Raw genomic sequence first — 13161 nt, forward strand, 5'->3', positions numbered from 1 at the left:
GAATGAACCTCGTTTCTATTTCGAATGCATTTTTGCCAATTCCGCCACTGCATTTTCATAATACGGTAGATCGACCGTTTCCTCCAATGCTGCACGTAAACCCGCAAAGATATCCGATATTTCCCTCATAAACTCTTTTTGAATCGAGAGTAACTCTTGGTCGAGGACTTCATTATACATTTCGAAAATCCGCTCACCCTGTCCTTTTACATACATAATGGCAGGTTCATCCAAACGCTTCTGAAGCCCTTCGCTCATTTTCAATTTCTCGTTTTTTTCAAAGAAGGATTTGGGATTTTTAAATAACGCCAATTCCTTTTTGAATTCGTCAGTATCCAATTGGACAAAAGCTCCTGTGAACTCAAGCGACTCCCTCTCATTAGGTTCGTATGGCTGTAATGAAAGATTTTTTCTTACTTTTTGAATTTGCTGAAGCAAACTGCCTTGTTTCTCATTCAGCAATTTATTTACGAACATTTCCGTCCTTAAAGCCGTTGCCCGCATTTCCTGGGCAAGATCAAAGCCTAACGCATCCAATAAGTTCTTCATCGCTTGCTTGAGGACAATTTTCAGATCCCCTCCATCATCCTTTAAAACAGCAGGGTTGAACGATTCTTTGAAGAAATCATTAAACCGGAAAAAGACCCGTTGTTTACTATAGAAAGTCAGTTCATCGATTTCTTTTTTCAAACGTTGTTTTTCTGCATCCCCTTTAATGACCGAGAGAAGTTCCGAAATGGACTGAGCCTCATGTGAAAGGGACTCCAGGGCTTTTCGTTTCGTTTTTTCATCCTGCCTGGAAGCTGTAATTACATCCCGTAGCAATTCTTCCGTTCTTTTTACAGCCGCTTGAGCGGATTCAATTGCAAGTCCAGTTAAATCGTTTTCGATGAAAGAATCGAATTGGTCTTGGAATTCCGAAATACCGCTATTCGGAAGGAACGAATGCTTAAATGAACCAGGCATTTGTTTTTCCATTAAAGCTCCCTTACTCGTTAGCGGGAATAGTTTTGGAAAACGGATTCCGAATCCATTCAATTGATCTGTGACATATTCCTTCACTTCGTCCAATTCGTCAGTGGTTTGTGCAAGATCGACGGCATTGACAATGAAGAACATCTTATCCATGGCGAAAGAATCTTTCACACGTCCAAGTTGTATCAAGAACTCCCTATCTGCCCGTGAAAATGGGTGATTATAATAGGTCACAAAAAGGATGGCATCCGAATTCTTAATATATTCGAAAGCTGCTCCTGTATGTCGGGCATTAATCGAATCCGCCCCAGGAGTGTCAACAAGGACCATCCCCTGCTTTGTCATTTCACAGTCATATCGCAATTCAATCAAATCAACAAGACATGACTTGGACTCTTCCGCAGCAAAACGTTTAAACCCATCAAGATCTACCGTAACCACATTTCCTAAATCATATTGGTGCTCGGACAGCCCTTGATGAAACGCCCTAAGGAAGGATAAATGCGTTTTCCCTTTATCAACTTCCCCCGCCTTCGCAATGATTTGTCCTGCTAGCTGAAGTGCTTCATCCAGAGTCTTGGCCGATTTATCAAAAGCTGCCAAAGCCAAGCTTACATCTTCCAACAGCATCGCTTCCGTCTTTAATTTGACGGTTGCCGTCCCATGTGGATGCTCAGCGTCTGAAGCCATGATTTTATTGATTGCAGCAGTTGTCGGATTAGGTGAAACAGGAAGGACACTTTCTCCCATCAACGCATTGGCAAAGGAAGATTTGCCTGCACTGAATGCACCGAAGAGGGCAACCGTGAAAGTCTGCTGTTCCAAGCGATTCGCCTTATCCGTCAATTCTTTATAAAGTGATTGAAACCCTTTCAAAGGTTGTATCAGCTTGGCCGCCTGATGTAAACCGGCTGCTGTCTCCATTAGCTTTTCTTTTCCGCGTAAATCAAAAGCACCAGATGAAGAAACAGCCACAGAAGGTACAGCCTTATTTTCTTTATCATGATCTTGTTCAGGTTGTTCGTTGACGTGCTTTGAATTACTTCCTTTATCGGTTTTCATGATTTTGACTGTAATATTTTTTTCTTCCTCTTCCCATTGAGTTAAAAGCGTATCAATATCACGTTCATCGATCAATGATTCAGATTGATTGGCTATGGCCTCTAAACGTTCCGTTTGGTACTCGATTTCCGCGTTCATCGCCGCAGTAACTTTAAGGGCTTCCGCAAATTCAGAAAAACCTTCAAGCTCTTTATCGATGGATATAGACTGCTGTTCGACTATTCCTTCCATTACCGCAACCATACCATTCAAAAATCCTTCTGATACATCACGTGCTTTCTTTTTGATGGCTGCGGCCAAATCATTCGTATAGTTTAAAACGTATTCACCTGTAATATCGACTTGAGGCTTCAAAGAGTTTTTTATGTAAGCTTCCGTAACCTCGATTTGAAGTGCCTGAGCTTTACTTTCAAGTGTTGAATCATGGATCTCCGCTTTATTAAGCGTTTTAGCCGCTAATTCTTTAAGATGCCATTCAAGCTGGGTCTTCACCTTTTCTTGTAAATCAGTCAAGAATGCTTTGATGCGTTCCCCACGTTCTGCCTCCGTTTTTTTCTTGGCAAATAATAGACCCATTTTAAAGTCAGGCTGCGCCGATTCCAAGAATGATTTACCTAGGTCCCGTGTAGCCGCGGGCATGATGTACGCACTTTTCAATATTGTTTCCAATGCTTCAGCATATTGGACTTTGATGTCCTCTATACGTCCAGTCAATGAATTTTTTTCTTTTATTAGGCTGTCCACTTGATTCGTCAGATGAATTCGCTCTTCATGAGGAAGTTCCGATAATACTTCAAAATCATCGGCATGTGCCTCTTCATATTGGTCCTTCAGCCAAATAAGATGCCTTTCGACTAGGGCTTTAGCCGATTGCATGATGGCATCTTTCCCATCATTTTGACCTTTGCCCGCCATTTCATAGATAAACTGCCGGACCACTTCTATTTCATTTTCGCTATTGTTCAAATCTCTTACAGATGTATAAAAAATGCCATCAGGATAAACATTCCAGTTCGCAAATGCTTCAGAAACGGAAAGCTTGAAGTCTTGAAAGCTAAGCTCGGTCTCATCATGCTTATCGATCATATTGATAATTAAGTATGTCGGCTTTTCAGCCTCCAACAATTCTTTTGTGAATAGGAAATTCACTTCTGACTGGACGTGATTATAATCCATAACATAGAAGACGACATCAGCTAGATGCAAGGCAGATTCCGTAGAAACTCTATGTGCATCGTCTGTCGAATCGATTCCTGGCGTATCCATGATTGCACATGAATCCGGCAGTGAAAAATGATTGGAACTTATCGTTATTGCCGATACTGAATCACCATCCTTGGCAAATTTCTTCACCTCTTTAAAATCATAAGGTGCCGGAAATAAGACTGGTGGCTGTTGATGGTAAAAGACTTTGGCATAGTCTTCCCCTTTTTGGACTTTTACCGTATTTGCACTCGTTGGAATCGGACTTGATGGCAATACTTGATCACCGAGGAGAAAGTTGATCATACTTGACTTGCCCGCTGAAAAATGGCCGCAAAAAGCAATGATGAACTCCTCATCATTCACTTTCATGATTAACTGTTTCATTTTACCGGCATTGCCTGTATCACCTGCCGATTGGAATTTCTCATACATGGCAGTCAAAATCCCCAATTTGGACTGTTGCTTTAATGTTTCTTGAATCATGAATCCATACCCCTTAACTATCGTCATTTTGATACTCTTATTGTAAACGATTTCGTTTATTATTCATACCATCAGCTTTAGTTTTACTATATGATTCATTACAGGCCGTGTTCAAAAAAAAAACCGCCGTTTGGCGGATTCATCTAGTTTGATTATATAATCGTCGTGAATGCAAAAAAAACCAGGTGTTTACCTGGTTGTAGGGGTGGGGTTAAATGCAGCTCGGTTTTCCATTGTTGACTCCGTATAAGGTTTTACTGCCTTTGCCGGTTTTTGAATATTATTTAATACATATTTCATCACAAAACCATATGTAGCGATTGTCAATAAAATGAATACCCAGACCATTACCAACACCATCCTCTTATATATTGAGTAGCTTTTAGTTTTTAATAATAAATTTATCGATATGTGATTGAGAATAATTTTCATCTTCATTTAGAATCTTATCACGAACGATAATCATTTTCAATAAGAATTTATAATTTTTATTATTTTCCCTTAAAAACCGCAGAATATTCCGTATGTTCCTTTAATGCCTTCTCTTCTAGGGGGATTCTTACAGCCATCATCCAAACGTTCAGTAAACTAAAGATGATTGCAGTATAATATGCATTGAATAATAAGGAAATAACTATAATCTCAGTTGCTACTATTATATAGTTCGGATGTTTGAAATATTTATAAGGTCCTTTAATGACTACTTCGGCATTAGGAACCACTATGATTTTTGTATTCCAATGTTTCCCCAATGAACTGATTACCCAAATCCTTCCCGACTGCGCAATTAGAAACAGGATCAGCCAAATTGGCCAAACTCCAGCCACATCCCGTTCATACACGACCACCTCAATAATGAGAAAAATAAAAAAACTAAGGTGCATTAGAACCATCCATCTGTAATGGGACTCACCGTATTCTACAGCTCCTGCAACTTTCAGCTGTTTTTCATTTTGCTTGGCAATATATAGTTCAACGAGGCGTTGAATGGCAATCAAGATTATGAAAATGGCGAAGATCATCATTTCCACCTCATTAACACAAGTTCAGATGAAAATCCAGGCCCCAATGCAGCAGCCAAGCCGACTTCATCTTCATTCCCGCCACGCTGCATGAATCTCTCCAGGACGTACAAAATAGTGGCTGAGGACATATTGCCAAATTCCTTCAATACACTCATTGATTCTCCCGTCATGCTTTCATCGAATCCCAGGGCTTCGTGATAAGCATCAATTACTTTTTTTCCTCCAGGATGAGCAATGAAATCTTTGATATCCCCAAGCTCCAATCCATTCTCCATTAAGAATTCCTGAACATTCGGTTTAAGCCAATCTTTGATGATTGAAGGTATATCTTTCGAAAAGATCACGTATAACCCTTGGTCTTTAACATCCCACCCCATTACATCCAATGAATTCGGCATAAGCGTGGATTGCGAATCCAAAAATTTCAAATGGCTTCCTTTTCTTGAAAACTGTTCATCCGGTACTTCATCACCGCAAACCAAAACACAGCTCACTCCATCAGAAAATAAGGAAGTTCCAATTAAATTACTTTTAGAGATATCATTCCGTTGAAATGTCAGACTGCATAACTCCACACTTAAAACAATGACCTTCGCCGCCGGATATGCTTGGCAATATTCAAAAGCACGTGATAGGCCACTCGCTCCCCCTGCACAGCCAAGTCCCCAAATCGGAATTCTTTTTGCATGCGGGTTAAATGGAAGCTCATTCATTATCCTGGCATCGATGGTTGGGGTAGCGATACCCGTACTTGAGATGAAAAAGAAAGCATCCAGGTCGTTTGCATGCAGTTCTTCTTTTAAAAATTCTGTGTTGGCTAAACATTTTTCTATAGCCTCTTTCCCAAACTTGACTGCCTGTTTGATGTATAAATCATTCCGATCGGAAAAAGTATGATCCTCTTTAAACCAATCAAGATCATTTGAAAAATATCGATTTTCCACTTGTCCATTTTTAAAGGCCTTTAGTAACCGTTCTATATTCTTATACGAGGGTCCAAAGATTTCTCTCGAAAATTCCATGATTTTTTCCTGTGAAAGTAAATATGGTAGCTTTATATGTGATGCAGATAATAAATATGGCATGATCCCACCCCTTATTATTCATGATATGGTTAATATACCCACCAAGATATCATTTATGCTTTACGGCTTAATGGTTATATTTATTGATGGCCCATTATATTTTTTGTTTTTTTCTAAAACAATATAGGTAAAAGAACCTATAATATTGTTAAAGTAGAACACATAACCATACAATCGGAGGAATGAAAATATCAACACTGTAATTACAAAAGTGTTAAATGGATCCATCCTTGCTGTTAAGTCCGTTATTCCTTTTAACTATAGATATTCAAAAGCCATCCCTCATCAGGCAGCCTTTCAAACAGGAATCCATTAGCGTGCTTATTGGCATATCAGGGGATAACCGCGGAAGAATAATCATTGAAGGAACAAACGGATGCATGAGTAAAATAGGTGAAGGCATGTTCGTCATTCCATTAGAAGGTGAAATGCTTGAATCTTTCGCAGCAGAACTCGGCAACATGCTTGCTGGCAATATCGCCACCTGCTTAGAAACGGAGAATACAATTATAGATATTACACCTCCCACCGTCATTGTGGGCAATACAAAAATATATGGGTTTAATGAAGCAGTCAATTTGCCCATTTCATTGGAAGGCGTAGGTACCCTTCATATCATCTTAATGGTTGAAATGTAATCTTGAAACAATAAACCCCCTTACCCAGATAATCGGTAAGGGGGTACGTTCATTCTTCCTTCTTCACTGAAGATTGATTTTGTACTTGTATAATGATATTTTGAAACTCCTCATTTCCACATACACTGCACCTATTCTCCTGACTTAAAATGGTCCGACAATGAATACAATATTTTCTCTCCATATCTATCACTACTTTCCTGAACATATACTATCAATATATTCAAAAAGTGAAGAGAGTTTCCTTTTATCTGACAAAATCTCATTTCATGAAAAAACTTCATTATCAACGATATGTCTTCGGGCGGAAATATAAAATGCCCCTAATCCATCATCTGAGGATTTGGGGCATTTTATGGGTGAATCTATCAAGTATAGCGAATCTATTTTTAATCAGGCTACATTCTGCCTTTCAATACGCGCTTCCTTCACTTTCCCTTTTGTAGGGACGATGTTAAAGACGATGTTCAGGAAAATGGCTGTCAGACTTCCCGCCACGATTCCATTATCCGTTAATATTTGAATGCTTTCCGGAATTTTAGCAAAAAGCTCAGGAACGACCGTGACCCCAAGTCCCATACCTACGGAACAAGCGATGATCAATAAATTTTCTTGTGAGGCAAAATCCACTTTACTTAACATCTTAATTCCAGCGGCAATCACCATTCCGAACATGGCAACCATTGCCCCGCCTAACACGGAGGAAGGAATAATCGTCGTGAATGCACCAATTTTCGGAACAAAGCCAATGAAAATGAGCATGCCCGCTGTTGTATAAATGACATTTCTTGTTTTTATTCCCGACAATTGAATCAAACCGACATTTTGTGAAAATGCTGTATACGGAAAAGCATTAAACAAACCGCCGAGCATGATGGCAAGCCCTTCAGAACGATATCCACGCGCGAGATCGTCTTCCGAAATCTCTTTGTCCGTGATTTCTCCTAAGGCATAATAAACGCCAGTCGATTCCACTAAGCTGACGATCGCCACCAAGGTCATTGTAATGATAGCCGTGATATTGAAAGTCGGAGTGCCAAAGTAGAAAAAATGAGGCAAATGCAACCAAGTGGCACTTGCTACTGAGCTAAAATCAACTTTTCCAAGGAAGAAAGCGACAAATGTCCCGACTAACAGTCCCAGTAAAATAGAGATGGAGCGTACGAACCCCGTTGAAAATTTATACATGAAAATGATGAATAACAAAGTTCCAAAACCAAGAGCTACATTATCCAAGTTGCCGAAATCAGGAGCACCTTGGCCGCCGCCAAGATTGTTGATGGCGACAGGAATGAGTGTGATCCCAATGATCATAACGACTGATCCAGTAACGACCGGTGGGAAAAACCTTGCCAGTTTCCCAAAGAACTTACTAATTATTATGACGATCAATCCTGACACTAAAATGGCTCCATAAATGGTGGAGATTCCATATTGGGTACCTACCGCGATCATGGGACTAACTGCCGTGAAAGTACAGCCTAAAACGACGGGAAGCCCAATTCCAAAGAATTTATTTTTCCAGACTTGTAATAACGTCGCTATTCCGCACATTAAAATGTCTATCGAAACTAAATAGGTTAACTGCGCAGCTGTTAAACCCAATGCACCTCCGACAATCAGTGGAACGACGATCGCACCTGCATACATTGCAAGAACATGTTGTAGTCCTAAGGAAGCAACTTTCAATGGTGATTGATTAGACATTGACGGTTGCCCCTTCCTTTTCCTCAGCGAACGTTATCTCACCGAATTTCAACTCTGCAATTCGCGCAAGGGATTCCACTTGAAAACCTTGTTCCCTAAGATCCTTACCGCCACTTTGGAATGCTTTTTCAATAACGATGCCGATACCGGCCACTTCTGCTCCAACCTGATTACAGATATCCACCAAGCCCCGGGCTGCTTGTCCGACCGCAAGGAAGTCATCGATGATCAAAACCTTATCTCCAGCTTCAATATATTTATTGGAAACAGTAATTGTATTGGTTTCTTTTTTTGTAAAGGAATGTACGGACGCCGTTACTAAATCATTTGTTAAAGTAAGTGATTTACGTTTACGGGCAAAAATTAACGGAACTTCCAATTCCAAAGCAGCCATCAAACCAGGTCCAATGCCTGAAGATTCAATTGTCAGCACTTTTGTTATTTCTTTTTGTTCGAAACGTTTTACGAATTCTTTACCAATTTCTTTCATTAGCATAGGATCCATTTGATGATTTAAGAATGAATCTACTTTTAAAATATCTTCTGATAAAGCTTGACCCTCGGACAAGATTTTTTCCTTTAAAAGTTGCATGAAGGTTCCTCCCAATCTTGGATGTTATATTGACCCATAAACCATGCAATTGTTTCCCGGCATATAAAAAAGCCCAAGAAACATTGCGGCACTTTTTTGGAGTGAAGCAATATTTCTTGGGCATGAATGAAAAATGAATCAGCAAAAGCCTTCCATTATGCAACAAGATCTATTACTCACCCATAGTCGAATTATTTACGGTAATCCGGTAGAAACTTGCAGGCCATATCCCTGCTATTATACGAGTGAAGATTTTTATTTTATTAATATATGAATTATAACAACGCTGGCTCTATTTGAAAAGTCATTTTTAACAAAAACCGAACTTTCAATTAAAAAAAGAAAGTATTATTCGTATTATTTGAAAATTATGAAATCACCAAGACTGATCAACATGGATTTACCCATTAACAAATAGTCACTTACGGTTATCCTGCGCATGCACTTCAGTGGATTCCATACCAAACCGCTCAGGCGATTGGTGGTACTATACTCTTTTTTGGAATCACTCCAAGAAGAGGGTGAAACGAAATAACACAGTATTTTAAGTTTTGGAAATTATGGATTGGATTAACGCAGCCATAAAAAAAGAAGAAGGCCTTGAAATAATTCCAAGGCCCTCTTCTTTTGATTCATTTGATTTTATAAACTTCTTTATATTTATTTTCAAGATACTTTATTAAATACTGAACATTCAAGCCTTCACCTGTCGTTTCCTTCAAAATCTCCAGAGGCTTTTTAGTTTTTCCGTATTTATGTATCTTTTCATTAAGCCATTCCCTGATTGGAGCAATATCACCCGCTTCCAACAGTCCATCAAAATCAGGCAAATCTTTAAGCATCGACTGCTTGATTTGGGCTGCATACATATATCCCAATGCATAAGATGGGAAATAACCAAAGCTGCCATCTGACCAGTGTACATCTTGTAAAACGCCCATGGCATCATTTTCAGGTACAATCCCCAAATAATCCTTGTATTTTTCATTCCAGACTTTTGGTAAATCCTTCACCTCGAGTTCTCCATTAAAGAGAGCCTTTTCCAATTCATACCGAATCATAATATGTAGGGGATACGTCAGTTCATCTGCTTCAATACGGATGAACGATGGTTTTGATTCGTTAATGCCCCGGTAAAATTCATCCAGCGTCACATCATCGAATTGTTCGGGAGCATATTCTTTTAATAGGGTGAATTTGTTTTTCCAGAAGCTATAGTTCCGTCCAATGAAATTTTCGAAAAACAAAGATTGTGATTCATGGATTCCCATTGATGTCCCACTATCGAGCAGTGTTCCGGTTAACTCTTCGGCGATATTCTGCTCATAAATGGCATGTCCACATTCATGAATGGTACCGAATATTGCCCCCCGGAAATCATTTTCATCGTAACGGGTCGTCACACGGACATCGCCCCTGTTTATTCCAGTTGCAAAAGGGTGAACCGTTTCATCCAGCCTGCCAGAATTGAAATCGTATCCTAGCTGTTTTAAAACTTCCAGGTTGAGTTGATGCTGCTTTTCTTTTGGAAATTCTTTGTAAAGGAACGCTGTTTCAGGTCTATGTTCGCTTTCAGCAATCTGTTTTACCAGAGGGACTATCCTTGACCGAAGCTCACTGAATACGCTGTCAAGTATATCTACAGTCATGCCTGGTTCATACATGTCTAAAAGGGTATTATATTTCTGCCCTTCATATCCCCAATACTCTACGAACTTACGGGTGTAGGCAACAATTTGCTCAAGATAAGGTTGAAATAATGAAAAATCAGCTTTTTCCCTTGCCTCTTCCCATGCACTTTCAGAACGGGATTGTAAAATGACGAATTCCTTATATTCGTTTGCAGGAATTTTCTTATTTCTTTCAAACTCTTTTTTACACTCTTGAACCATTTTATTCGTCGTTTCACTAAGAGTCGCTTCCTCCATCGAAAGTTCTGTAATGAAGGATTCCATTTCTTTACTTGTGATCATATTAAAAACCTCGGAGGAAAGCACCCCGATAACTTCAGAACGCTGCTCAACGCCCTTTTTCGGTGCACCTGTACGCAAATCCCAAAAAATTAACGCGAGCGCTTCATTATAGGCCGAGATTTTCTTGACATATTCTTTAAATTCTTTTTCAATCAGATCGATACCCTTTTTCATATCCACAGCTCCTTCCAAATACACTTTACCATATTATACAAAAATCTTTCATATCAGAACTACTTCGTTTAATAAAATAAAATAAGAGCCAAGGGGGCCCTTGGCTCTTATTTTGGATTGGATTGACTTAAAGCGTTACAGGAAGAACGGATACAATCTTCTCTTTCACCTGTTCCGAAAGGTTCTTTTCAATCAAAATCTGTACGGTTCCCGAGTCATTGCTTGTCCTGATCAATCGCCCTATTCCCTGACGCAATCGAAGGAGCATGTATGGAAGATCCACTTCTTCAAATGCATCGGTAACCGAGTTACGTTTGGCCTCGAATACTGGATCGCGTGGCGGGAATGGAAGGGAGTGTATCACTACATTTTGTAATGAAGGTCCTGGAACATCAAGCCCTTCCCATAAATGATAGGAGAAAAGAACAGATTGCTCATTCTCTTGAAACTTCTTAACAAGCTCGCTGATTTCCGCTTCACCTTCAAAATAAAAAGGATAGGTTGATATTGGGCAGTTTTCCTTGAACCAATGCAATTCTTCTTTTGATTGGAATAACACAAGTGTTCGACCTTCATTTTCCTCAATTGTCTTCATCGTATATTGAAGTTTTGCCAATTGGTCTCCATTTTCGAAGACCGGCATGTTCATTTTCATGACTTCATCGTAATCGAATGGTGACTCAACTGAGAAGCTGTCATACTTTTCTATCCCTAAGCTATCTGCAATGTATTGGAAAGATTTATTATCCGATAATGTAGCCGATGAAAAAATGTAAGGGATTTTTTTAGAGAATACCTGTTCAGACAAAATATCCTGTACAAGCCTTGGCATGATGACCAATGTTTTGGTCATTTCATTTTCTTCAAACCAGGAAACGGCCTGTTCATCCTTCACAAATAGGGAAAGGGAGTAACCCAGCTGTTCTAAATATTCTTCCGTCACTTTTAAATCATAGTCATTGATCGTGTACATTTCCGCTTCAAAAACAAGGTTTTCCTCTAACTCTTCAACCTTTTTATGAAGTTTCTGGGCAAAGCTTGTTATCTCTTTGGACATCGGGATTTCATAACGATTAGATCCGCTTACATGTATGGCTTTTTCATCCAACAAATCAAAAAACTCTTCATTGATATCAATTAAGTCCTCAATGATGTATAAGGTTTCTTCACGAACCTGATTGGCAGTAAGCAATTCTAAAACCGAAGCAAGGGTTTGTTCCCCAACTTTATAAGTTAAAGCCTTTTGAGCAGCAAACTCCAATAGATGGCCTTCATCAAAGACAACGCAGCTATGTTCAGGCAATAATGGCAACTGTCCTTCACGCTTACGTTTTTCCTTAGTCCATACATGCTCCATAAAGAAGTCATGTGAACAAATGATCAAATCGCTTGATTTTCGGTAGTGGTCCCGTGATAGGGTTTGTCCACAACGATGGCGTTTATCACAAGTAAAACAGTTTTGAAGCTGATCCCAGCCAACTTTAGACCAGTCTTCATCATTTAAATATGGATACTGTTTACGGTCCCCATATGCTGTATAGGCGTTCATGGATGAGTTATCATGGACAAACTTGGGAAGTTCATCATAGAGCTGATCTATTCCCTCTGAATCTTCATGATTCACTGCGTGATCCAATTTCTTAAGACATACATATTGATCGTGATATTTGGCAAGCCGAACATCCACTTCAATACCTAAGGCATTCTTGATTTTTTGGATGTCGCCTTCTTCTTTGACAAGCTGTTCAATCAACGTTTCGTCTGCACACGAAATAATTGCCGGTTTGTTCGTATATCTCGCATAACAAATCGCATATAGTAAATAGACCAAGGTCTTACCGGTCCCTACCCCTGCTTCAGCAAAACTTACATTCTTTTCTTTAAAGGCTTTTTCTAACTGAAAAGCCATGAAGATCTGTTCGTCACGCAGCTCAAATCCTTTTTCGGGAAGAATATCGTAAAAAACATCACCGATCCATTCTGAAAGCTTATCGTAAAAAGAGTCTTCCTTTGTTACCGAAAAAGGCAGTGTTTTAAGCATCATGGTCTCCCCTTTTATCTATCATCAGTATATCGAATCCGCATTATAATATATCTAGGCAAAAGTATATTATCCTTTATTTCACATTAATAGTCAAGATATTTACCCTACCATCAGAAATGAAATGTATAAAGCATGTTTTTCTTCTATGTATGCTGTCAGGTTACCCGACTCGTAAAATAAAAGACAGGCTCCTTTAG

The 13161-nt window shown here is 39.3% G+C and carries 9 protein-coding genes and 1 riboswitch; of the genes, 1 reads left to right on the forward strand and 8 read right to left on the reverse strand.

Annotation, left to right across the window (positions count from 1 at the left end):
- Positions 1-15: 15 nt before the first annotated feature.
- From QUF78_RS16705 to QUF78_RS16720, 4 genes are all read right to left on the reverse strand, one after another.
- Positions 16-3753 carry a dynamin family protein gene (locus QUF78_RS16705; RefSeq protein WP_289325560.1) on the reverse strand — a complete coding sequence of 1246 codons (3738 nt, stop codon included), beginning with the start codon at positions 3751-3753 and terminating at the stop codon, positions 16-18.
- 162 nt (positions 3754-3915) lie between these two features.
- On the reverse strand, positions 3916-4080 hold the full coding sequence (locus QUF78_RS16710) for a hypothetical protein (RefSeq protein WP_289315886.1): 165 nt from the start codon (positions 4078-4080) through the stop codon (positions 3916-3918).
- Positions 4081-4217: 137 nt separating this feature from the next.
- Positions 4218-4751 (reverse strand): isoprenylcysteine carboxyl methyltransferase family protein, encoded by a 534-nt coding sequence (locus QUF78_RS16715; RefSeq protein WP_353957947.1) that lies wholly within the window; start codon positions 4749-4751, stop codon positions 4218-4220.
- Positions 4748-5836, reverse strand: coding sequence for a type III polyketide synthase (locus tag QUF78_RS16720; protein WP_289325561.1), 1089 nt, complete (start codon positions 5834-5836; stop codon positions 4748-4750). Before QUF78_RS16720 ends, QUF78_RS16715 begins: the two co-directional genes overlap by 4 nt.
- A gap of 218 nt (positions 5837-6054) precedes the next feature.
- Between QUF78_RS16720 and QUF78_RS16725 the strand changes: the two genes are divergently transcribed.
- The gene (locus QUF78_RS16725) at positions 6055-6474 is read left to right on the forward strand and encodes a chemotaxis protein CheX (protein WP_353957916.1); all 420 of its coding nucleotides are present in this window, start codon (positions 6055-6057) and stop codon (positions 6472-6474) included.
- Between the two features lie 393 nt (positions 6475-6867).
- On the opposite strand, the gene QUF78_RS16730 is transcribed toward QUF78_RS16725, so the two are convergent.
- The 4 genes from QUF78_RS16730 to QUF78_RS16745 all read right to left on the reverse strand — a co-directional run bounded on the left by QUF78_RS16730 (position 6868) and on the right by QUF78_RS16745 (position 12964).
- Positions 6868-8181 (reverse strand): nucleobase:cation symporter-2 family protein, encoded by a 1314-nt coding sequence (locus QUF78_RS16730; protein ID WP_289315883.1) that lies wholly within the window; start codon positions 8179-8181, stop codon positions 6868-6870.
- Entirely contained in the window at positions 8174-8773 is a 600-nt protein-coding gene (locus QUF78_RS16735) for a xanthine phosphoribosyltransferase (RefSeq protein ID WP_289315882.1), read from the reverse strand. Before QUF78_RS16735 ends, QUF78_RS16730 begins: the two co-directional genes overlap by 8 nt.
- 163 nt (positions 8774-8936) lie before the next feature.
- Positions 8937-9038: riboswitch (purine riboswitch) on the reverse strand.
- Positions 9039-9405: 367 nt separating this feature from the next.
- Positions 9406-10920, reverse strand: coding sequence for a carboxypeptidase M32 (locus QUF78_RS16740; protein WP_289325562.1), 1515 nt, complete (start codon positions 10918-10920; stop codon positions 9406-9408).
- A 127-nt stretch (positions 10921-11047) separates the two neighbouring features.
- On the reverse strand, positions 11048-12964 hold the full coding sequence (locus QUF78_RS16745) for an ATP-dependent DNA helicase (RefSeq protein WP_421155918.1): 1917 nt from the start codon (positions 12962-12964) through the stop codon (positions 11048-11050).
- Between the last annotated feature and the right edge of the window lie 197 nt (positions 12965-13161).

This window comes from Peribacillus sp. ACCC06369, from assembly GCF_030348945.1.
Classification (GTDB): Bacteria; Bacillota; Bacilli; order Bacillales; family DSM-1321; genus Peribacillus.